Annotated in this window: 22 protein-coding genes and 3 tRNA genes; 9 read left to right on the top strand and 16 right to left on the bottom strand. The window is 60.2% G+C overall.

Annotated features, from left to right (window positions below; all coding sequences use genetic code 11):
* Nucleotides 1–149: 149 nt before the first annotated feature.
* The 8 genes from J5Y17_RS03070 to J5Y17_RS03035 all read right to left on the bottom strand — a co-directional run bounded on the left by J5Y17_RS03070 (nucleotide 150) and on the right by J5Y17_RS03035 (nucleotide 6,598).
* Complete coding sequence (locus J5Y17_RS03070; protein ID WP_219783748.1) at nucleotides 150–2,150, bottom strand: acetyl/propionyl/methylcrotonyl-CoA carboxylase subunit alpha; 2,001 nt, start codon at nucleotides 2,148–2,150, stop codon at nucleotides 150–152.
* Between the two features lie 174 nt (nucleotides 2,151–2,324).
* On the bottom strand, nucleotides 2,325–2,525 hold the full coding sequence (locus tag J5Y17_RS03065; protein ID WP_219783747.1) for a hypothetical protein: 201 nt from the start codon (nucleotides 2,523–2,525) through the stop codon (nucleotides 2,325–2,327).
* Nucleotides 2,526–2,898: 373 nt separating this feature from the next.
* A complete protein-coding gene (locus J5Y17_RS03060) occupies nucleotides 2,899–3,318 on the bottom strand; it encodes a hypothetical protein (protein ID WP_219784077.1) in 420 nt (139 codons plus the stop codon).
* 14 nt (nucleotides 3,319–3,332) lie between these two features.
* Complete coding sequence (locus J5Y17_RS03055; RefSeq protein WP_219783746.1) at nucleotides 3,333–3,734, bottom strand: RidA family protein; 402 nt, start codon at nucleotides 3,732–3,734, stop codon at nucleotides 3,333–3,335.
* A 42-nt stretch (nucleotides 3,735–3,776) separates the two neighbouring features.
* On the bottom strand, nucleotides 3,777–4,127 hold the full coding sequence (locus J5Y17_RS03050; RefSeq protein ID WP_219783745.1) for a hypothetical protein: 351 nt from the start codon (nucleotides 4,125–4,127) through the stop codon (nucleotides 3,777–3,779).
* 142 nt (nucleotides 4,128–4,269) lie between these two features.
* Nucleotides 4,270–4,683 carry a DUF6497 family protein gene (locus J5Y17_RS03045; RefSeq protein WP_219783744.1) on the bottom strand — a complete coding sequence of 138 codons (414 nt, stop codon included), beginning with the start codon at nucleotides 4,681–4,683 and terminating at the stop codon, nucleotides 4,270–4,272.
* Nucleotides 4,680–5,054 (bottom strand): hypothetical protein, encoded by a 375-nt coding sequence (locus tag J5Y17_RS03040; RefSeq protein ID WP_219783743.1) that lies wholly within the window; start codon nucleotides 5,052–5,054, stop codon nucleotides 4,680–4,682. Before J5Y17_RS03040 ends, J5Y17_RS03045 begins: the two co-directional genes overlap by 4 nt.
* Nucleotides 5,055–5,065: 11 nt before the next feature.
* Nucleotides 5,066–6,598: an acyl-CoA carboxylase subunit beta gene (locus tag J5Y17_RS03035; protein ID WP_219783742.1), complete on the bottom strand. Its 1,533-nt coding sequence runs from the start codon at nucleotides 6,596–6,598 to the stop codon at nucleotides 5,066–5,068.
* A gap of 262 nt (nucleotides 6,599–6,860) precedes the next feature.
* On the opposite strand from J5Y17_RS03035, the gene J5Y17_RS03030 reads away from it, so the two are divergent.
* Nucleotides 6,861–8,078, top strand: a complete 1,218-nt coding sequence (locus J5Y17_RS03030; RefSeq protein ID WP_219783741.1) for a multidrug effflux MFS transporter — start codon at nucleotides 6,861–6,863, stop codon at nucleotides 8,076–8,078.
* A gap of 126 nt (nucleotides 8,079–8,204) precedes the next feature.
* Nucleotides 8,205–9,602 (top strand): short-chain fatty acyl-CoA regulator family protein, encoded by a 1,398-nt coding sequence (locus J5Y17_RS03025; RefSeq protein ID WP_219783740.1) that lies wholly within the window; start codon nucleotides 8,205–8,207, stop codon nucleotides 9,600–9,602.
* Here J5Y17_RS03025 and J5Y17_RS03020 read toward each other — a convergent pair.
* The 8 genes from J5Y17_RS03020 to J5Y17_RS02985 form a co-directional block, all read right to left on the bottom strand.
* Nucleotides 9,599–10,456, bottom strand: a complete 858-nt coding sequence (locus J5Y17_RS03020; RefSeq protein WP_219783739.1) for a DMT family transporter — start codon at nucleotides 10,454–10,456, stop codon at nucleotides 9,599–9,601. The two genes, J5Y17_RS03025 and J5Y17_RS03020, sit on opposite strands and share 4 nt — an antisense overlap.
* A gap of 126 nt (nucleotides 10,457–10,582) precedes the next feature.
* A tRNA-Asp gene (locus tag J5Y17_RS03015) sits at nucleotides 10,583–10,659 on the bottom strand.
* Nucleotides 10,660–10,707: 48 nt separating this feature from the next.
* Nucleotides 10,708–10,784, bottom strand: a tRNA-Asp gene (locus tag J5Y17_RS03010).
* A 152-nt stretch (nucleotides 10,785–10,936) separates the two neighbouring features.
* Nucleotides 10,937–11,860 carry a polysaccharide pyruvyl transferase family protein gene (locus J5Y17_RS03005; protein ID WP_219783738.1) on the bottom strand — a complete coding sequence of 308 codons (924 nt, stop codon included), beginning with the start codon at nucleotides 11,858–11,860 and terminating at the stop codon, nucleotides 10,937–10,939.
* An 85-nt stretch (nucleotides 11,861–11,945) separates the two neighbouring features.
* Nucleotides 11,946–12,021, bottom strand: a tRNA-Val gene (locus tag J5Y17_RS03000).
* A gap of 88 nt (nucleotides 12,022–12,109) precedes the next feature.
* Complete coding sequence (locus J5Y17_RS02995) at nucleotides 12,110–12,667, bottom strand: thermonuclease family protein (protein WP_255571830.1); 558 nt, start codon at nucleotides 12,665–12,667, stop codon at nucleotides 12,110–12,112.
* A 337-nt stretch (nucleotides 12,668–13,004) separates the two neighbouring features.
* A complete protein-coding gene (locus tag J5Y17_RS02990) occupies nucleotides 13,005–13,247 on the bottom strand; it encodes a YdcH family protein (protein ID WP_219783737.1) in 243 nt (80 codons plus the stop codon).
* A 508-nt stretch (nucleotides 13,248–13,755) separates the two neighbouring features.
* Nucleotides 13,756–14,649, bottom strand: a complete 894-nt coding sequence (locus J5Y17_RS02985; protein WP_219783736.1) for a LysR family transcriptional regulator — start codon at nucleotides 14,647–14,649, stop codon at nucleotides 13,756–13,758.
* 191 nt (nucleotides 14,650–14,840) lie between these two features.
* Between J5Y17_RS02985 and J5Y17_RS02980 the strand changes: the two genes are divergently transcribed.
* The 7 genes from J5Y17_RS02980 to J5Y17_RS02950 all read left to right on the top strand — a co-directional run bounded on the left by J5Y17_RS02980 (nucleotide 14,841) and on the right by J5Y17_RS02950 (nucleotide 21,651).
* On the top strand, nucleotides 14,841–15,848 hold the full coding sequence (locus J5Y17_RS02980) for a hydroxyacid dehydrogenase (RefSeq protein WP_219783735.1): 1,008 nt from the start codon (nucleotides 14,841–14,843) through the stop codon (nucleotides 15,846–15,848).
* 1 nt (nucleotide 15,849) lies between these two features.
* Nucleotides 15,850–16,530 carry an RraA family protein gene (locus J5Y17_RS02975; RefSeq protein ID WP_219783734.1) on the top strand — a complete coding sequence of 227 codons (681 nt, stop codon included), beginning with the start codon at nucleotides 15,850–15,852 and terminating at the stop codon, nucleotides 16,528–16,530.
* 48 nt (nucleotides 16,531–16,578) lie between these two features.
* Nucleotides 16,579–17,532: a tripartite tricarboxylate transporter substrate binding protein gene (locus J5Y17_RS02970; protein WP_219783733.1), complete on the top strand. Its 954-nt coding sequence runs from the start codon at nucleotides 16,579–16,581 to the stop codon at nucleotides 17,530–17,532.
* Nucleotides 17,533–17,679: 147 nt separating this feature from the next.
* Entirely contained in the window at nucleotides 17,680–18,141 is a 462-nt protein-coding gene (locus J5Y17_RS02965; protein WP_219783732.1) for a tripartite tricarboxylate transporter TctB family protein, read from the top strand.
* Between the two features lie 7 nt (nucleotides 18,142–18,148).
* The gene (locus tag J5Y17_RS02960) at nucleotides 18,149–19,660 is read left to right on the top strand and encodes a tripartite tricarboxylate transporter permease (protein ID WP_219783731.1); all 1,512 of its coding nucleotides are present in this window, start codon (nucleotides 18,149–18,151) and stop codon (nucleotides 19,658–19,660) included.
* 3 nt (nucleotides 19,661–19,663) lie between these two features.
* A complete protein-coding gene (locus J5Y17_RS02955; protein WP_219783730.1) occupies nucleotides 19,664–20,707 on the top strand; it encodes an amidohydrolase in 1,044 nt (347 codons plus the stop codon).
* A complete protein-coding gene (locus J5Y17_RS02950; protein WP_219783729.1) occupies nucleotides 20,704–21,651 on the top strand; it encodes a tripartite tricarboxylate transporter substrate binding protein in 948 nt (315 codons plus the stop codon). Before J5Y17_RS02955 ends, J5Y17_RS02950 begins: the two co-directional genes overlap by 4 nt.
* The last annotated feature ends 73 nt before the right edge of the window (nucleotides 21,652–21,724 follow it).

The raw sequence follows: 21,724 nt of genomic DNA, 5'->3' as shown, positions 1-21,724 counted from the left end.
TCTGCGCGCAGGTCTTGCGCGCAGAGCGTCTCATAGACATGGCCGGGCAGGCTGGCGCGAAAAGCTGCGGTCTGGCTCGAGCAAAATGAAAACATTTCTCCAGCCTCCGCGTCTTTCCAGACCGCATATGCCCGCCCGGTCGTCATGGGTTATTCGAACTCCATGATCACTTCGTCGACGGCCAAGCTGTCGCCCGGACCCGCGTTGATTTTGGAGACGATCCCTTTGCGCTCGGCGCGCAGGATGTTTTCCATTTTCATCGCTTCGACAGTGCAGAGCGCCTGACCTTCCTGAATCTCGTCGCCGACCTCGACATTGACCTTAACGATCAGGCCCGGCATCGGGCAGAGGAGCAGTTTCGAGGTGTCCGGCGGCAGTTTCTCGATCATATGTTTCGAAAGTTCGGCGGCACGCGGGCTACGGACGTAGACCTTGAGATCGGCGCCACGTGAACGCAGGCGGAAACCGCCCGGCACTTTGCCAACCTTGAGCGTCAGCGGACCGCCGACATTCATGTCGATCACCGCAAGGCTGTCGCCCGGTGTCCAATCGCTTTCGCAACGGATCGACTTGTCGCCGATGAGAACGGTGGAGCCGGCCTTGTCCGCCTCGATGGTCAGCGGGAAGTCCTTGTCGCCAATCTGAACCACCCAATCGGTGCCGACAGTGCGTTCGTGGTTGTCCATCCGGCCAGAGATGCGCGTGCGACGGATTTCCGCGACACGATACATGGCCGCTGCCGCCGCCGCGATCCGCTCCAGATCCTCGTGCGGCAGTTCGACACCCTCGAAGCCTTCGGGATATTCCTCGGCGATGAAAGCCGTGGTCATGTCGCCGGAGATGAATTTCGGGTGGTCATACACAGCAGAGAGGAACGGCAGGTTGTGACCGATGCCCTCGACCTCGAAAGCGTCCAGAGCGTTGCGCATGTTTTCGATGGCTGCCGCACGATCCGGGCCCCAAGTGCAGAGCTTTGCGATCATCGGGTCATAATACATCGAAATCTCGCCGCCCTCATAAACGCCGGTGTCGTTGCGGACCACTTTACCAGCGGTCACCACCTCTTCCGGCGGACGGTATTTGGTCAGACGCCCGATGGAGGGCAGGAAGTTACGATAGGGGTCCTCGGCGTAGAGACGGCTTTCCATCGCCCAGCCATTGATTTTCACATCGTCCTGAGTGATCGACAGCGGCTCGCCATTGGCGACGCGGATCATCTGTTCAACGAGATCGACGCCCGTAATCAACTCGGTCACCGGATGTTCCACCTGAAGGCGGGTGTTCATCTCGAGGAAGTAGAAATTGCGGTCGCCATCGACGATGAACTCGACCGTGCCCGCGGAGGTGTAATCCACGGCTTTCGCGAGGGCCACGGCCTGTTCGCCCATGGCTTTGCGGGTGGCTTCATCAAGGAAGGGCGACGGGGCCTCTTCGATGACTTTCTGGTTGCGGCGCTGGATCGAACATTCCCGCTCGTTGAGGTAAATGCCGTTGCCATGCGCGTCGCAGAGCACCTGAATCTCGATGTGGCGCGGCTGGGTCACGAATTTCTCGATGAAAATCCGGTCGTCGCCAAAAGAGCTTGCGGCTTCGTTCTTGGAGGACTGGAAGCCTTCGCGGGCCTCTTCGTCGTTCCAGGCGATCCGCATGCCTTTACCGCCGCCACCAGCGGAGGCTTTGATCATCACCGGGTAACCAATCTCATTGGAGATTTTAACGGCTTCCTCGGCGTCCTCAATGAGACCCATATAGCCGGGAACGGTCGACACGCCTGCCTCTTGGGCAAGTTTTTTCGAGGTGATCTTGTCGCCCATGGCCTCGATCGCGCCTTTCGGCGGGCCGACAAAGGCAACGCCTTCGGCAGCAAGTGCCTCGGCGAATTTAGAGTTCTCGGACAAAAAGCCATAGCCCGGGTGCACGGCCTGCGCGCCGGTCTGTTTGATCGCGTCCATCACCTTGTCGATGACGATATAGGACTGGTTCGCCGGCGGCGGGCCAATGTGGACGGCCTCATCCGCCATCTGCACATGCAGCGCATGTTTGTCCGCGTCGGAATAAATGGCGACCGTCTTGATCCCCATCTTCTTGGCGGTTTTCATCACCCGGCAAGCGATCTCGCCGCGGTTCGCAATCAGGATCTTGTCGAACATGTCCTGCCCTCTCCCTTTCTTAAATCAGTCCTCCCGCGCCCGCTGCCGGTGCGGCACGCGCGCATGGAACGTCGGTTAAAGTCACGAAAAAAGCCCTTCGAACCGGCGGGTCCGAAGAGCTCTCTTTTGCATAGGTCCGACGGCGCAGCGAAGGCGCCGGTCAGGCGAATGGAATTAGTTACAGATGCCTGCGTCGTCGCAGTAGGTGCCTGCGAGCGCACCGAGGGCCGCGCCGGTGAGCGCGTTGTTGTCGGTTGCATCAGCGACGATGGCACCAGCGGCTGCACCTGCGAGGGCACGTTCGCCGTCCGTTTGCATGCAGCCTGCGAGGACCGTTGCGGAAACGAGGGAAAGGATAAGAATGGATTTGCGCATTTTTCTGCTCTTGGTGTGGTTATGACTGAGCCAATGGTAGCGCAGGTCAACCCCATCGAAAAGAGAATTTCGCCAGCACGGCGGGTATGGGCGAAACCACGCCCAGTTTCAGTCTTAGCCTTAACGCCAATCACATTCCCGCTCAGGACGCCGCCTGAAAAGAAAGAGCGGCGAGGGCCGCGCGGGGGGAGCACGGACCTCGCCAAAGGGGAAGGGTAACGGTTTTCAGAACAGGCTTCGACGTTGCTGGTCGTCGTTGCCATGACTTGAGGATGGGTTTTAATGCTTTCGCTCACAAGGCCATACCCGCCCTGCCCGCCAATATTGGCAGCAGTTCGCGCAAATGCCGGTATGCCAAGCGAAAACCCGCGCATCAGTCCCTCATATCCTCGTCGTTGTCGCCGTTCCACATTTCCTCCCAATCGGGCATCTCTTCGGCCTCATCCTCGGCAAAGACTTCAGGGAAAGAGGCCATGGCGCGGCGCAGGTCGATCTTCAAAAGCGCTTCATAAGACGCGGGATCGAAATCTTCCGCGTCAGCGGGCACCACTTCGCGCCCGAACAGCCAGGACAGACGCCCGGCGTCGAGATTGCCGCGTTCGAATTCATCTTCGCCGAAATGCTCCCAGAGCGCTTTCATAAAGGCTGCATCGGCGCGCTTGTCGGCCGCTTTGCGGTCCTTGTAGCGCTCAAGTGCTTTCAGAGGCGTCACCCCTTTCGGGTTCGCGCGTCGAATAACGAATTGATAGTCGGAGCCGGGCAAACGCCCCGGAAACCCCTTGTGTTTGAGCATGTAGTCACGTGCCATCAGCTGTCTCCCTCATCAGGTCTGCGGGCGATCAGGTCGATCTCGACCAGAGCGCCAACGGCCAAAGCGGTCACGCCCACCGTGGTGCGTGCCGGAAGCCTGTCTGTGGGGAAGTAGCTTTTGTAAGTCTCGTTGAACAGGGCGTAGTCGCGCTCAAACTCGGTCAGGAAACAGCGACATTGCATAATATGCTCGGGCCCAAGGCCCAACTCGCCTAAAATCAACAAAAGATTGTCCATCACGCGTCGCGTCTGGGCCTCGATCCCATCGGGAAGCGGCGCATCGGGCGCGTTAGGATCGGTCGGCATCTGGCCAGTCAAAATGACCCAGCCATCATCCTCAACCGCGTGAGAAAACGGCGCGACAGGGCGCGGTCCGTTGGAAATCATATGGAACTTCATGTCGTCGCCCTCCCTGGCTGAGACAGGGCGACGAGCGTGTGATTAGGTCCGCCCAGTCGTTGGGTCGCGCTGGGGATCGGGGTTACGATCTTGATGATCGTCGTCATCGCGGCGCGGACGCTCGGGGATTGGCACACATTCCTGAGTGCGCGGATTGAACTGGGTGCCTTCCGGACAGCAGGGCACAAGCCTGTCGTTGGTGTAATAGCCTTGCGTCGGATCGAAGGTTTCCGGCCGGATCGGCACACAACTGTCGCCCGGGTCGTATTGCAGATTGCCGAACTTGTCGTAGGTCGGTTCCGGCATGATCGGGGTCGGTGCAGGCGTTGGCGCGCATCCAGCCAAGGCCATTCCCATTGCGCCAATGAAGGCGAGCGTAAAACGATTGAACATTGTGTCCCTCTCCTGTCACTTTTGGTCTTGTGACTGTGAGGATAGCACACTTTGCAACCAAAAGTTGCGCTTTCAGCCTTAGCTGACAGGGAAAGCTGCGGTCTAGCCGGGGGTTTCATCGAGAGATCACCACAGAAAGCCATCAAAACGCCTCCCATTCACAGACATCCCCCGCCGGGCGGTAGGCCTCAAAGACCTGCGCCACTTCCGGGTCAGGAGACCCAAAGGCCGTGGGGGCCTCGGAGAGCGAAATCACGATCATAGAGGGCGCAGGCGTTCCAAGCCGCGGCAGCGCGTAACTGACGCAAAGCGCCGACAGATCGGCTTCCAACTCCTGATAGGTCAACTGCTCGAGATAGCGCGGCAGCTCCGGCGCCAAAAACCGAAACCGCGCTGTCAGCCCCATGGCGGGTTGATCCATCACGGTTTCGAAAAACTCCACCGGCTGACCGGAGGGCACGGTTAGCACTTCGGCCTCGATAGGCGTCAATTCGGCCAAGGCAGCAAAGCCCACGACAGAGGCCAAAGCGGCAGATGCGATCCGTCTTGCAATCATGTCATGGCCTCCTCTTTCTTCGTGTATCTCTGGGCAAACCTAGCCCAACGGGCGCGGTTTTGGGGATCATCCAACACCGCCTGAATGCGGGCCTCGCTCTCTTGTTTCGGGAACCGACCCGCGATCATGCCGCCAGCGGTGATTTCAAGGTCCTCGCCCTGCGCCACCACCCGCACCACGGGCGCCAGTCCCCGCAGGGATTGCAGCGCCCGCCACATGTCCTGACGCACCTGATGCGCCACGCGGGATTTGCGCAAAACCGCCCCGCCCTCGATCACGGTCGAGGCCGCAAGATCGAAATGCGCGGGGATACGGCGCGCGACTGTCAGCGCGCCGTCAACCTCGTACATATGCCAGCGAGAACGGCTCATAGCATTCCGCCTCAGAGCGGAATGTTGTCGTGCTTCTTCCACGGGTTCTCGAGCTTTTTATTGCGCAAGCTCGCGAAGGCCCGGGCCACACGTTTGCGGGTCGAGCGCGGTTGGATCACCTCGTCGATAAACCCGCGTTCCGCCGCCACGAAGGGGTTCGCGAACCGGTCTTCGTAGTTTTGCGTGTGCGCCGCGATTTTCTCCGCATCCCCCAGATCGGCACGGTGGATGATCTCGGTCGCCCCTTTTGCGCCCATCACCGCAATCTCGGCGGTCGGCCAAGCGTAGTTGAAATCACCGCGCAGGTGTTTCGACGCCATCACGTCATAGGCGCCGCCATAAGCCTTACGGGTGATCACGGTCACCTTCGGCACTGTGGCTTCGCCGTAAGCAAACAGAAGCTTCGCGCCGTGTTTGATCACGCCGCCGTATTCCTGAGAGGTCCCTGGCAGGAAGCCCGGCACATCGACCAGCGTCAGCACCGGAATCTCGAACGCATCGCAGAAGCGCACAAACCGCGCGGCTTTCTTCGAGCTGTCGATGTCGAGACACCCGGCGAGCACCATCGGCTGGTTTGCCACCACGCCGACGGTCTGGCCTTCGAGGCGGATGAAGCCGGTGATGATGTTTTTGGCGTGATCTTCCTGAATCTCGTAGAAATCACCCTCGTCCGCGATCTTGTGGATCACTTCCTTCATGTCATAAGGCGTGTTCGCGTTGTCCGGGATGATCGTGTCGAGCGAGGCTTCGATCCGGCCCGGTTCGTCAAAGAACGGGCGCACTGGCGCTTTTTCGCGGTTGTTCAGCGGTAGGAAGTCGACGAGGCGACGCACTTCGGAAAGCGCTTCGACGTCATTCTCAAACGCACCGTCTGCGACCGAGGACTTCTTGGTGTGGGTCGATGCCCCGCCCAGTTCCTCGGCGGTCACAACCTCATTCGTCACGGTTTTCACAACGTCGGGGCCGGTCACGAACATATAAGACGTGTCTTTCACCATGAAGATGAAGTCGGTCATCGCCGGCGAATACACAGCACCACCAGCACAGGGCCCCATAATGACGGAAATCTGCGGCACGACGCCGGAGGCCATGATGTTGCGCTGGAACACTTCGGCATAGCCCGCGAGCGAGGCGACACCTTCTTGAATCCGCGCACCACCCGAGTCGTTCAGACCGATGACAGGCGCGCCGTTCTGCACCGCCATATCCATAATCTTACAGATTTTCTCGGCGTGAGTTTCCGACAAAGAGCCACCGAAGACGGTGAAATCCTGTGAAAAGACATAAACCATCCGCCCGTTGATCGTGCCCCAGCCGGTGATCACACCGTCGCCATAGGGCTTGCTGGCTTCCATGCCGAAATCGGTGCAGCGGTGGGTTTTGAACATGTCGAACTCTTCGAAGCTGTCTTCGTCGAGCAGCAATTCGATGCGTTCGCGCGCGGTCAGCTTGCCCTTGGCGTGCTGGCTGTCGATGCGACGCTGCCCCCCTCCCAGGCGGGCGTCATCGCGGCGATCGTGAAGTTCTTTGATGATGTCTTTCACGGATAGGCCTCCTCGTCATTTCATCCGCACCATAGGCGCAAGCAATAATATTTCATAGCGGAGTCTGGCAGATTTGCAAAAGATGCAAAGCACGCTGCCTGAAAAACGCAAAAATGCAAATTTTAACGCCTTCAAAACGTCTTTTGCCCTTCAACACGTCAGCGGCTTAGCGCGCAACATCTCACCCAACCTGTGCAAAAACAAAGCCGCGCTGCGCCAGATTCTCCGTAGACAGAAAACCAGACCCACCTATGGTGACGCAATGGCTCAAAAACCGATCTCTCGCTTTCTCGACAGGCGCACGCCTCCGCATATCTTCACGCTCGTCCTCATGGCCGGAACCTCCGCCATGACAATGAACGTGTTCCTGCCGGCACTGCCGGAAATGACCGAATATTTCGGGACACAATATAGCGTGATGCAACTTTCCATCGCGATCTTTCTTGGCGTGAATGCAGCTCTGCAACTGGTGATCGGGCCGCTCTCCGACCGTTTCGGGCGGCGCCCGGTTTTGATTGGCGGCATCGTGATTTTCCTCGCCGCCACCTTGGGTGCGATCTATGCCCCATCGGCGCAGATCTTCCTTTTGATGCGTGCCGTGCAGGCCGGGATCGTCACAGGCATGGTGCTGTCTCGCGCCATCGTGCGCGACATGGTGCCGGGCGAAGAAGCCGCACAAATGATCGCCTATGTCACCATGGGCATGTCGCTTGTTCCAATGGTGGCGCCGACCGTCGGCGGCTACCTCACCACGCTCTTCGGCTGGCAGAGCAGCTTTTGGCTTTTGTTCGCCGTGGGCCTTGTTTTGTTGGTGATCGTCATCTTTGACTCGGGCGAAACCGCCCCCAAAACCGGTGGCTCGGTCCGCGACACGCTGCGTGGGTTTCCCGAACTGATGCGCTCGCAACGCTTCCTCGGCTACGCCATCTCCGCCGCCACGGCCTCGGGCGCCTATTTCGCCTTTCTGGGCGGCGCGCCCTTCTTGGGCTCAAATATCTTCGGCCTGACCGAAGACCGCCTTGGCCTCTACATGGCCGCCCCTGCAGTGGGGTATTTCTTCGGCAACTTTCTGGCGGGAAAATTCTCTGCGCGCCTCGGCATGAACACCATGATCCTGATCGGCGCAGGCATTTGCTCGGCTGGCGTTCTGGCCTCTCTCATCCTTTTCCTGATCGACCGCGCGACCGCCGAAAACTTCTTTGCGCTGATCACGCTTTTGGGGCTGGGCAACGGCATGCAGCTCCCTAATTCCATCGCTGGATCACTCTCTGTGCGACCACATCTTGCGGGCACAGCGGCGGGTCTCGGCGGCGCAATGTTCATTGGTGGCGGCGCGATCCTGTCCGCTTTTGCCGGCACAGTCCTCACCGAAGACGGCGGCGCGACACCGCTTTTGATCATCATGTTCTGTGCATCCCTCTCGTCCATTCTGGCCGCACTTTGGGTCATTCGTCGTGAGCGCAGCTTCTTGGGCAACTGAGCGCGCGCTCGGGCGCGGCGCAGGCAGGAGGTAACGTTTCTTCTCTTGCAAGACGGGGTTTGCAGTGGCAAATCTTGTTTTGCAAAAGGCGTCTTCCGCCTTCTGAAGCTGCAAAAGTGAGGAAAAATGGCCCAGCAGAAACTCTATGCCGGAGCAAAATTGCGCGAGACCCGCACGCGGCTCGGCCTCACTCAACGTGCCTTCGCCGAAAAGCTTGGCGTCTCCCTGCCCTATCTCAACCAGATGGAAAACAACAACCGCCCGGTCTCGACCGGAGTGGTGCTCGCTCTTGCGCAAGAGTTCGGCTTTGATGTCACAGAGCTGTCCTCGGGCGATGCAGAGCGCATGGTCACGGACATGCGCGAGGCGCTGGCCGATCCGGTTTTTGCCGATGGCGCGCCGCCCTTGGCCGATCTGAGACTTGCAGCCTCAAACGCCCCCGCGCTGGCGCGCGCCTTCCTGGAACTGCACCGCGCCTATCGCCAGACCACCGAACGACTGGCCTCAATGGACGAAGCGCTTGATCGCGAAGACAGCCCGGCACGCGCCTCTCCTTGGGAAGAGGTCCGTGACTTCTTTCACTATTGCGACAACTATCTCGATGCCGTGGACCGCGCAGCCGAAAATTTCGCCCGCCCGAATGGCGAGGCCCGCGATGTGGTGCGCGCCGCGATCGAGACGCTCGAGCAAAAGGGCATCACGCTTCGCAGCGGCACGAAAGAGCTGCGCCGCTACGATGAACGCGCGGGCGAATTGACCATCTCCTCACGCGCCTCGACGGCCACGCGGCGGTTTCAGATTCTGCACCAATTGGCCTTGGTTACGCAGAGCAAATTGCTAGACGCTACTCTGGATTTGGCCCGCTTCCAAAGTGAAGAGGCCCGTCAGATTGCGCGCATCGGCCTTGCCAATTACTTTGCGGGCGCTGCCCTTTTGCCCTATGGCGCCTTCCTAGAAGCCGCGCAGGAAACGCGGCATGACCTTGAGATGCTGGCCGAGCAATTCGGCGCCTCAGTCGAGCAGGTCGCGCATCGGCTTTCGACCCTGCAACGCCCCGGCGCCAAGGGGATTCCTTTCTATTTCGTTCGCGTCGATCAGGCCGGAACGATCACCAAACGCCACTCCGCCACGCGGCTTCAATTCGCCCGCTATGGCGGCGCATGCCCACTGTGGAACGTTCACCAAGCCTTTGAGCGCCCGGGACATTTTCTGCGCCAACTGGCGGAAACGCCGGACGGGGTGCGCTATCTGTCGATTGCCCGCGACGTCTCGAAACCCGGCGGCGCGTTTCATGCGCCGGTGCGGCGCTATGCGATTGGTCTGGGCTGTGAGGTGAGCCATGCCTCGGAGCTGGTTTATGCGGACGATCTCGACGTGTCGAAGCCGGCGGCGTTTGAGCCGATCGGGATTTCCTGTCGCATCTGCGAGCGCCGCGATTGTCACCAACGCTCGATCCCGCCGCTGGAGCGCCGCCTGAACATCGATCCGAACGACCGTGGCACGCTTCCCTATCGGATCGACTAAGACCGGCGCTTGCTGGTCAGGTAGATGCCGCCGAGGATCAGCACAGAAGCGAGGACAAATCGTAGCCCCAGCGCCTCACCGAGGAAGAGCACCCCGCCCAAGGCCGTGATCAGCGGCACAGAAAGCTGTGCGCTAGCGGCCAAGGGCGCGCCGATCTTCGGCAACACACGATACCAGAGCATGTACCCCAGCGCTGAGGCCACACCACCAGAGAGCACAGCCATGAGCCAGCCAAAGCCGGTAAGGTTTGGCGGGGTGATAAGAAAGACGACGCATACTAGCGGCACGGTGCCGATGAAATTTCGGATTGTGCGCCCTGTGGGCTCTCCAGCGCCTTGTCCCAGAAGACTATAAACGCCCCAAGCCACACCTGAGAGCGCCATCAACAACGCAGCTTCGAAGGGCGGCGCTTGCAGACCGGGCAGAAGCAGCCAGACCAAGCCAGCCATAGCCAAAACCACCCCCGCCCCACCCAACGCCCCGATCCGCATGCCACGCGCACGAGCGACAGCCAGCATGGTAACTTGCACCACAGCAAAGAGGATCAGCGCTCCGCTGGCGGCCGACATGGCGCGGTAAGAGAGTGAGAAAGCGGCGGCATAAACGAAGAGCGCTGCGATGGCAGGGGCGTCCTGACGCCTTGGCAACAGGGCATCACGGCGAAGCACGCCAATGGCCAGAAGCACCAACGCCCCGGACACAAGCCGCACTCCCGCAAATCCCAGAGCACCATTGGCCGGATCCGTGAGCGCCGCACGGGTCAAAAGAGAATTCGCGGCGAAGGCCACGAGAGTCAGCGTCAAAAGGCCAAAAATGCGCAAGCCCTGCGCCAAGTCATCTGATTTTGCCGGCATGTCTCCCCCCGAATGACCGTGGGAACCATACTGTCGCTTTGACACGAAGGCGCAAGACAGAAGACACAACATCCTCGTGAGAGGATGGTGATCTCATGATTTCAACAAGGATATCTGGGGAAAAAGTGGCGCGGTTGACGGGGCTCGAACCCGCGACCTCCGGCGTGACAGGCCGGCACTCTAACCAACTGAGCTACAACCGCGCAGTGCCTTTTTCAGGCGCGCCCCGAAGGGCTATGTTTTGGCAGCGATGGCGCGGTTGACGGGGCTCGAACCCGCGACCTCCGGCGTGACAGGCCGGCACTCTAACCAACTGAGCTACAACCGCCCGCTGCCCGATCAGGACCGTGCCCTGAACGTGAGGGGCGTTCTATGGCCGGGGCGCGCCCTCGTCAAGCACGGAATCGCGAAAAAGTGTCGGGGGCGAGAAAAAACTTTGGACGGAGATTTCCGAGGCCCCGGATGGCACAACAGGCCCCATCACACGTCGCGTGTTTCTGGTGCTTCGAGGAGTGTATTGAGCACCTCATCGACGCAGCCATAGCGCGTCGGATACTGTGTTAGCAAACGCTGCTGTACCTTGGTCAAATCGGGACTTTCTCTCTCGCGCGCCAATTTCACCAGAGCGTCCTTATCCTGAACCACTTTCAAATCAACAGGGATCGGCATCTCTGTGAGCCCGATCCCGAGAAAGTAATCCTTGAACTTGAAATCACCGCCAAGAAGCTGACCATGAAACGTCGCCCAGGCGACCGGCACCTTATAGGCATCCGCGATGATCACCCCATGCAGGGAGGTCGAAACGATGGCATGACAGGCAACAATGTCGGAAATCACCGTTTCCAAAGGCCGCCGCACATCAATGATCTTCACCCCATCCTTATGCCCAAACTGCGCAAGCACATCCTCGACTTCTGAGTGATGCGGAATAATGCCAAGATCGGCTTTCTCCTCCGGCCTTTCCGGATCGAAAAAGAGCGGCATAAGACTGCCTGGATCGCCATATATCTCGGGGCAATCATAGCCCTGACGGATGCAAACCTCGCGCGACAAGGGCCCCCTAACCGCATGGATTTCCTTGGGCTCAGGAAAGCGGGTCTCTTCCGTCAGAACGCCGCTGCCCCAGACAATCGCCTTATGCGCCCGCTTCACATGCCCCAAGATACTGCCACAGCTCAGCAACACATCACCCAAGGGCCCCTTGCCCCGGACGAGCCGCGCTTTGCGTCCCGTGATCTTGTTGAAAAGATATGGGCCGATCCAGTCGCCGAAATTCAGGCCCTCTGTCGCAGAGTAAAACCAGTAAACATTCCAGGGATTCGTAAAGCCGAGCTTTGAGGCAAGCTTATAGAACTTGCTCGGAGACGCGTTCGCGTAGGACTCTGACGTTTCAAAATGGGACATTGAATTTCCCTCTTCCGTCATACGGCACATAAAGACATTTCAGATGCAACGAGCATCAACAAAGAAACTTAAGATACCGGGGAAATGGTGGGTCGTGAGAGGCTCGAACTCCCGACATCTTCGGTGTAAACGAAGCGCTCTACCAACTGAGCTAACGACCCGGTGCGGCTCATTTAGGGGAAAAAAATCGGACTGGCAAGAGGGGGAAATGGATTATCCCCGCCCAGCGGCCTTTCCATGGGACACAGCTTAGCCTTTTGCTTTGCGCCAACCCGCGGCGCGGGCCTCGCTCTCTGAACAAAACCAGCGTTCGCCCGAAGTCGCATTGATCCGCGTGCCGTCGTACCATCGTCCGCCCGGCATATGATAGAGCTTACCGGAACTGGAGATATTGCCCTTGATCGCACAGTCCGACGGCGGTGTCTGGGGCGCTGGGGCGACGCGCGTCTCGGCGCGATACGCGGCAGGCGCCTGACTTCCCGCACGCCAGAGGCCGTGTCCCCCAGCGCGTGCAGCCTCTTCGTCGGCAACATAGTCGCGACTGTATTTCGCATAGGCATAGGCCGCGCCCGCACGCACCATTTCGGCGTTCAAATCGCCCGCATCGCCATAACACACAGCGACCGTGCGGCCATAGCGATCGCGGGCCTTTTCAACGCAGGCGACCTCGCCCACAGCCAAGCGCGCCAGCACCGCTTTCGACCAATCACCACAGGCCCAGCTTTCGCCCCGCATATCGCTACAGCTTTGCGACAGTTCCGGCGCATCTATGCCGTGAAGACGGATTTTGATTTCTCCGATCGCCAACGTATCCCCATCGACGACTCGTAATGCCCCGTCCCGTCCGGACAGAATCGCGCTCTTGAGAGACCGGGATTTCTCCGAGGAGTTTGAAGCAAGTCGCAGAGGGGGAGCAGCATGCACTTTCCCTGCATCCCTTTCGCTCACTGCCTCGGCCGTATCGAAAGGAATCAGAGTCACCCCGAGACCCAGCGCGGCCCAGAAAGCCGCAACATATGGTAGTTTACCCAACCTCACACACGACTTGTGCACGATTTGTTCTCACAGCACAAGGGGGCGCGTTACCATTCGGTTAACGCGCCCCCAAGCGGTGTTTGGCGATTTTAGTGGACCGTTTCAGGCCTCAAGCCGTTGCGGTCAGAGCCTTGTAAATCTCATCTTTGAGAAGCATCCGCTTCTTGCGCAATTCGGTCAGCGCCAGATCTTCCATCGGCTTCACATCGGTTTCGGCCAGATGCACTTCATCGTTCACCACATCATAGTCTTGCATCAAATGCGCGAAATGCGGATCGGCGGCCTTCAGCGCACTGATCTTGTCAGCGAGGTCCGGAAAATCAGCGGCCAGTTGGTGTGGGGTGTTGGACATTGCGCGTCTCCTCTTTCGTGTCCCTTGTTGACCTCAGTCTGGACGGACGGAGCCTCCTGGCGCTTTGACGAGGATCAATAACTGCGCTTTTCGGCGCAAAAGGCACGCTACGCGATAGAAGAGCCGATTTGCGAGCTGCGGCCTGCGCTTTGTGCGAAGCACCCGCCGGTCACTGCCCGTGACACAAACCGCTGCACACACATCTACAAGCACGATGAAACGCATCCTCTGGGTGCTCATCATCACGCGCTGCTTCGTCAGAGCGATGTGCCTCTCAAATGTGTCGGAGATTGGCGTTTGGTTCTGGAAGTCGGGTTTCTACCTCTCCCCTAGGGCACGGTTTCTCTTAGCCCTCCCCTCGTCGTCTCGCGTAAAATGCGTTTTACATCGCGTAGACCTTTTGGATTTAGGGGGCCGCCTTCCCTGCCCCAATCCGTCAACTGAGCTGTTTCGCCCCGACAGAAACCACAGTGTTAATGACACCAATGTCAGCCGGAGTTGGACTTGCTCACCCCTCGGTGCGTGGCACGCCGTATTCCCCGCAGAGCGAGACGAGAACCTTGTGCAGCGCCGTCGTGAGTTCGTGGCGGGGCGAGCCAGTCCGTTCCACGAGGCCGATCTGGCGGGTCAACTGCGGAGAGCCGAACGGGATGCGGACGAGGTTCATGTCCTCCGGTTCCTGCAACGCCACATGCGGCACGACGGAAATCCCGAGCCCCTGCCGGACGCAGGTCACGATTGAGCCGATGGTATCGATCTGCGCCACGTCCTGCGTCACGGCGCCAATTCTGGACAGCTCTGTGTCGATCAGATTGGCGAGCGGCACCTGACTGTGGAACCGGACATAAGGCATCGTATTGAGCAAATGAATCGGGTCGCGACTCTCCGTATTGCGGGGCGCGATGAGCCAAAGAGGCTCACGAAGGAAGGGAGTCCACCGCAAGGCGGCCGGAAAACCGACATGTTCTGCAACCATCGCGGCGTCGAGACGTCCCGAGGCCACATCTGAAATCAAGGTCGAAGAGAGCGAAACCCGCAGGCTGATCGTCAGCTTTGGATAGGTCTCGCGCATTTGCAGAATGGTCCGCGGCAACAGGTTGAGCGCACTGGAGCGCACCGAGCCAAGCAACAGCTTTCCCGCCACCAGATCGCCGCGAAGACTGGCCTTGGCATCCTCCTGCCTTTGGAGAATATCCTTCGCCATTTCAATGACCTGCATCCCGTGCGGCGTGAGCTTCGGCGGCCTGTGGGTGCGGTCGAACAGCGTAACGTTCAACTCCTGTTCGAGGGCCTGAATCTGTTGACTGACCGCGGACGGAGTGAGGCCAACAACATCGGCGGCATGGGCAAAAGTGCCGTGGCTCTGAATCGCCAAAAGCGTTTTGAGTTGACGTGTGTCCATTACTAGATCCAGTTTTTCTAAACTTAATAACAAGAATTAATCGCTTTTGTGAAGAGTATCTTCGTCTTACGGTGTTCGCCACACGGAGGAGACTGCCCGTGCTCTGCTGGGAGGCAGACGCGGTGATCCAACATACCGAATTTTAAAGACTGCGCTCGGCCACTGCTTGAGCGCCACTGGAGACATGTGCAATGAGCAAGACGATCCTTGTAACCGGCCCCGATCTCGCCCCTGCCGCGAAGACGCTTGCCGCCGAGCGCGGCTATAGCTTGGTATACGGCCCCGCCTATGCCGAGGCGTCGGTGCTTGCTGATCTGATGGTCGAAAGCGGCGCGGTCGGAATCGTATCTCGACTGGGTCGCATCGACGCTCAGGTGATGGATGCAGCCCCCCAGCTTAAAGTGATCTCCAAACACGGCGTGGGCGTCGACAACATCGACCTCGCAGCCGCCGGTGAACGCGGCGTGCCAGTGCTCGTAGCAACGGGGGCCAACGCGGTCTCTGTGGCCGAACACGCCATCGCCCTTATGCTCGCCACCGTAAAACGCGTACTGCCGCTCGACGCGAGCCTGCGTGCAGGCCGTTGGGAGAAACCCGGTTTTCAAGGCCGCGAACTCTTCGGCGCGACGATGGGTCTGATGGGCATCGGCGCGATCGCGCGGGCCACCGGCCTCATGGCGAAGGGCCTAGGCCTCAACCTGATCGCCTATGACCCCTTCGCCCCCGACAGCTTGTTCGAAGAAATCGGTGCGAAACGCTGCACCACGACCGAAGAGCTTTTCGCGGCCTCGGACGTCCTGTCGCTGCACTGCCCGCTGACCGACAGCACCCGTGGCATCGTGAACGCTGAGGCGCTCGCCCAGATGCCAAAAGGCTCCTACGTGGTCAACACAGCGCGTGGCGGCCTCATCGACGAAGCCGCTCTCGTAGCAGCGGTCGAATCCGGCCACATCGCAGGGGCAGGTCTCGACACCTTTGCCGCTGAACCGCCGGGAGCCGACCACATCTTCTTCTCGCAGCCCAACATCGTGATGACCCCGCACATCGGCGGCGTCACCGCTCAGGCCAATGCCCGTGTCGGCGTCGAAGCACTGACCGGCATCTTTCAGGTGCTCGAAGGCGAATCCGTCGCCCCGGCACGCATTGCCAACCGCAAATTCCTGACCGCCGATGCGGTCCTTACCACAGTGGAGAAATAATATGCCTGTCGGTTTCCGTATCCTCAACCGCACCCAGGTCGCATCCAAAGATCTGGTCGACGCCTATGCCAAGCTCCCTGTCGCCAACGTCTCGGACAGCATGTCCCGCATGACCGCCGCTGGCCCGACCCTGCGCCCGATGCACGCCTCCGGCGGCATGGCCGGTGTGGCGCTCACGGTGAAAGCACGCCCGGGTGACAACCTGATGCTGCACAAAGCCATCGACATGGCAGTGCCGGGTGACGTGATCGTCGTTGACGCGGGTGGTGATCTGACCAACGCGCTGATGGGTGAACTGATGCTCGCCTACGCCGTGAAAAAAGGTGTGGCCGGTTTCGTGCTCAACGGTGCGATCCGCGACGTTGACGCGTTTGTCGAAACCAATCTGCCGACCTTCGCCGCCGGTGTGAGCCACCGCGGCCCGTACAAAGACGGCCCGGGCGAGATCAACGTCCCGATCAGCCTCGGCGGCATGGTGATCCACCCCGGTGACATCGTCATCGGCGACAGCGATGGCGTGCACTGCGTGCCGCTCGCGGACGCGGAAGAGGTTCTGAAAAAGACTCAGGCCAAATCCGACGCCGAAATCAACCAAATGAAAGCCATCGCCGAAGGCACGAACGACCGCACTTGGGTCGACGCTGCGCTGAAGCGTCTTGGTTGCGAATTCCCGGCTGAGTGAGGCCGGGATCACCCCAAACAGACCATTCGCATGAACAGGAGGAGTACCATGCATAAACTGTTTCAGAAATCCGCCCTCGTGGGCGCCTTTGTCCTCGCAGCGGGTGCTGCCGTGGCCGAATACCCGGAAAAGCCGATCGAAGTGATCGTCGGCTATTCCGCCGGCGGCGGCACCGATGTGATGGCCCGCACGGCCGCTCCGTTCATCGAGAAATATCTCGGCGACGGTGCCAGCCTTGTGGTGAAAAACGTGCCCGGCGCATCGGGTCAGATCGGTGTGACCGAGGTGGCAAATGCTGATCCTGACGGGTACACGCTCGGCACGTTCAACCTTCCGGGGATGATGGCCCGCACCATCGACCGTGAGGCCGATTACGACCGCGAGAGCTTTACCTATCTTGCCAACGTCGTAAATGACCCGAACGTCATCGTGACCGCGAAAAGCAGCGGCCTCGACACGATGGACAAACTGATCGCAGCCGCCAAGGCCGATCCGGGCGCCATCACCGTCGGCATGTCGAGCCTCGGCGGTGACGACCATTTCATGCTGATCAAACTCGAAGGTCTGACCGAGAGCGAGTTCACCATCGTGCCGTTCAAAGGCTCCGCGCCTGCACGGACCGCACTCATGGGTGGCCACGTCGCCATGGGCATTCTGAACATCTCTGAAGTTGCCAGCTTCCAAGAAGAACTCAACGTACTCGGAGTGGCAACGCCGGAACGCTCTGACTTCGCGCCGGACCTGCCGACGCTTCAGGAGCAGGGTTACGATGTGGTCAACGGCTCCATGCGCGGCTTCGTGGCCCCTGCTGGTCTGCCCGACGACGTCGTCGCCAAACTCGACGCAGCCTTTGCACAACTCGCCAGCGATCCGGATTTCCTCCAGGCGATGAAAGACACCGCCAACCCGGTGGAAGTCGTGCGCGGCGATGAGTTCAAGGCGCTGACTTCGGAACTCTACGACCTCGCAAACCAAGTGTGGCAAGAGACCCCCTGGAACTAATCCTCCTGACCGCAGGCGGCTGATATGTCGCCTGCGGCTCAAAAACGCACGCCGGGGCCTCATTTCCACCTCCCAGTCGAGACCCCGACGTGTGATTTGCGCGGCACAGCCGCAGCGCCATCCCCCTTTTTCTTTGGAGCTTCAACCATGTCCGAAGGTCATAAAAATCGCTTCTTGCGTCCCGAAACACTGAGCGCAGTCGGCATCCTCGTTGTTGCCGCCGGTTTTCTGATCCCGACGACCGACTTGCGGTCGATTTCAGCACTGCTGCCCGCCGCCATGCTGATCGGTCTGATCATCCTGTCGCTGCTGCTACTGCTGTCCGATCAGCGCAAAGCCGCTGCAGGTGAAGCCCCTGAAAAGGTGACCAATTCACCCAAGCGCGTGATCGGGGCGTTCTGTCTCATCGTCGCCTATGCCGTCGCCTCCGACCTGATCGGTTTCTACATCAGCACCGTCATCGCCGTGCCGACCGTGGCCTATGTGTTTGGCTTCCGCAATCCGCTCGGCCTCGCGATCGCGACTGCGATCGTCGTTGGCTCCATCTGGCTGATTTTTGATTTCGGGATGTCGCAGGACTTCCCCACTGGCCGTCTCTGGCAGAACTGAGGCTCCCATGTATTCTGATCTACTCCACGCCCTTCCCGAAGTTTTCGCCCTGACGAACTTCCTCGCCGTGATCATCGGCGTGCTCGCCGGTATCGTTGTCGGCGCTATGCCCGGCCTGAGCGCCACGATGGCGATCTCGGTCCTCGTGCCCTTCACCTTTGGACTTGAGCCGCTCGTCGCGCTTGGCCTTATGGCCGGTATCTATAACGGCGCTATGTATGGTGGTGCGATCCCGGCTGTGCTGCTGCGTATTCCCGGCACGCCTGCGGCTGTGGCAACCACGTTTGACGGCTACCCGATGGCCCAAAAGGGTCAGGGCGGCTTTGCCCTTCAGGTCGCTGTTGTGTCCTCTTCCATCGGCGGCATTGCGTCGGCCTTTGCGCTGATGCTGCTCGCACCGCCGCTGTCCAAAGTGACGCTGCTCTTCGGTCCGGCTGAAGTGTTCTGGGTCGCTGTGTTCGGCCTCGCTTCCATCATTTTCCTGCTCGGCGGGAACCCGGTGAAGGGCCTGATCTCCGCCTGTTTCGGCGTCTTCGTTTCCGTCATCGGCTCTGACCCGATCTACGGCAACGACCGCTTCACCTTTGGTCAACTCGAACTGCTCGATGGCATCAACATCGTGATCCTGCTCGTGGGCCTATATGCGCTCCCGCCGGTGATCGACCTGCTCGAAACTCCGCTCAAGACCGACAGCGTCGAAGGAGAAAAGCTCGGCACCGAGCCGATCTGGAAAGCTCTGCCCAAAATGAAGGGCTACTGGAAAACTTGGCTGCGTGGCTCTTTCATCGGCATCTGGATCGGCATCCTGCCGGGCGCCGGTGGCTCCATGGCCGCGTTCATGTCCTACAACGAAGCCCGTCGCAGCTCCAAAAAGCCCGAAGATTGGGGCCAAGGTGAACCCGAAGGCGTCGCCGCAGCAGAAACTGCGAACAACGCCGACACCGCGTCCGCGCTGATCCCGGCTCTGACGCTCGGCATCCCGGGGACGGCTGTGGCGGCTGTTATGCTCGGTGGTCTGCTCGTGCATGGTCTGCAACCGGGTCCGATGCTCTTCCGTGACAACCCGGATGTTGTGTTCGGCTTCATGTGGCAGTTCCTCTTCGGTGCGATCCTGCTCGTGCTGCTCGGCGGTTCTCTCGCGACCAACAGCTTCGCACGTCTGCTGAACCTGCCGCGTCCGCTGCTCGGGTCGATCATCATCGTCCTCATGCTGATCGGGGTCTATTCGATCCACGGCCGGATGTTCGACGTCTACATGATGCTCGGCTTCGGGGCTGTCGGCTGGGTGATGGACAAACTCAAGTTTCCGCTCCCGCCTGTGGTGCTCGGCCTGATCCTCGGTGCATTCGCCGAAGAGAACCTGCGTCTTGCCCTGCGGATTGGTCGCGGTGACTGGGCCGTGCTGTTCAAGAACACCACCAGCCTCGTGCTCGTTGCCCTCACCGTCGCCGTTGTCATCGGTCCGATGCTCAAGCGTCGCTTCATCGACAGCCGCAAGAAGGAAGGCGAGGAGGCCTGATCCATGGCACTGGCAAGCCCTCATCATACCGTCCGTGAGGACTGGCTGGCTTTGGTCCGCGAAGAGGTGATTGATCCTGCGCAGCCGATTTTCGACTGTCATCATCACCTCTGGGACCGGCCGGAGGGTCGTTATCGGTCTGAGGAGCTTGCCGCCGACATAGGCGATGGTCACGACCTGCGTGCCAGCCTCTATGTCCAATGCCGCACAGGCTATTATGAGAACGGGCCAGAGGCTCTTCGCCCGGTGGGTGAGGTGCGCACGATCCTCGATTGGGGACGTGCGCAGCCGCAGTTTCCGGTCGGGCTCGTGGCCTTTGCCGATCTTCAACTGGGCGCCGACGTGCGCCCGGTTCTTGATGCCCTCATCGGTACTGGCGAAGGCCGCGTTAAGGGCATTCGCAACACGACCGCGTGGCACGCCGATCCGGCTGTGCGCTCGAACCCGCGCCCTGCCCCTGACGGCCTTTTGCGCACCCCTGCGTTCTACGAAGGGGCCCGTGCGGTGGCCGAGGCGGGGCTTTGCCTCGATGTCTGGGCCTATCAAAGCCAGCTTTCCGAGGTCGCGGCACTCGCCCGCGCCCTGCCGGAACTGACAGTGGTCGTAGATCATTGCGGTGGCCCTTTGGGGATCGGGCCGTATCGCATCAATGATGCGGCCTGTTTCGCGGACTGGCGCAGCGCCTTGGCCGAGGTGGCCGCGCTGCCCAACACGCGGATCAAGATCGGCGGCTTTGGACTCTCGGTCATGGGCTATCGCTATGCCGATGCCCCTCAGCCACCGCACTCCGAAATTCTGGCCGCAGACTGGCAACCGCATGTGGCCGCGTGTCTCGATCTCTTCGGCGCAGAGCGCGCCATGTTCGAGAGCAATTTTCCCGTCGACAAAGGGCAGTTCGGCTATCGGACGCTCTGGAACGCCTTCAAAAGGCTGGCCGCAGATCTGGACGCCTCCGCGCGCGACGATCTGTTCTGGCGCACAGCCGCCCGCTGCTACGGCATCGACGACACACTTTTCACGACATCAACCGGGAGGACCCTGTCATGAGAAAAACCCTATCCGCCGCGCTGCTCGCGGCGATGGCCGTCGCCACACCCGCACTGGCCGAATACCCTGAGAAACCGATCGAAGTCATCGTTGGCTATTCCGCCGGCGGCGGCACCGATGTGATGGCCCGCACCGTGGCAAAATTCCTTGAAACCGCACTCGGCGATGGCGCCGCTGTGGTTGTCAAAAACATGCCCGGCGCAGGGGGCCAGATCGGCTTCACCGAGGTCGCGAATGCCGATCCCGATGGCTACACACTCGGCACGTTCAACCTGCCTGCCGCTTTGGCTCTGACCAACGACCGTAATGCCGATTACGACGTGACGAGCTACACCTACCTCGCCAACTTCGTCGAAGACCCGAACACCGTTGTCGTGAGCGCCTCCTCGGAATTCCAGACGCTGGACGAACTGCTGGCCGCCGCAAAAGCCGATCCGGGCGCAATCACTCTGGGTCTGTCGTCGCTCGGCGGCAATGACCACTTCTCGGCCAACATGATCGCTCAGGCATCCGGCGCCGAATTCACCCTCGTGCCGTTCAAAGGTGCCTCGATGGCGCGCACCGCTCTGATGGGCAAGCACGTTGCCGCAGGAACCATGACCCTGAGCCAGACCGCGTCCTTCCAGGACGAATTGCGTGTGCTCGCGGTGCTGTCCGACGAACGCTCCGCCTTCCGTCCCGATGTGCCGACAGCCAAAGAACTCGGATATGATGCGCAAATGTCGTCGCTCCGTGGTATCGTAGCACCGGCGGGTCTCGATCCGGAGGTCGAAGCAAAGCTCGAGGCCGCACTGAGCGCAGTGAACGCCATGGAGGAGTTTCAGGCGATGATGGCCGAGCAAGGCAACCCGATTTCTTTCGTATCGGGTGACGCGTTCGAAGCCGTTGCCGTTCAGCAAGATGGTGTCGCACGGGCGATCTGGGAAGAGACGCCCTGGAAATGATCTTTTCCGGCGTTGCCCCCCTGGGCGCGCCGGTCCATACCGCCGAGGAGGAGACCTTCGGCATCTCTAGGAG

The organism is Celeribacter sp. PS-C1 (assembly GCF_019429625.1).
Classification (GTDB): Bacteria; Pseudomonadota; Alphaproteobacteria; order Rhodobacterales; family Rhodobacteraceae; genus Celeribacter.
This window is presented reverse-complemented; position numbering and strand designations above follow the sequence as displayed.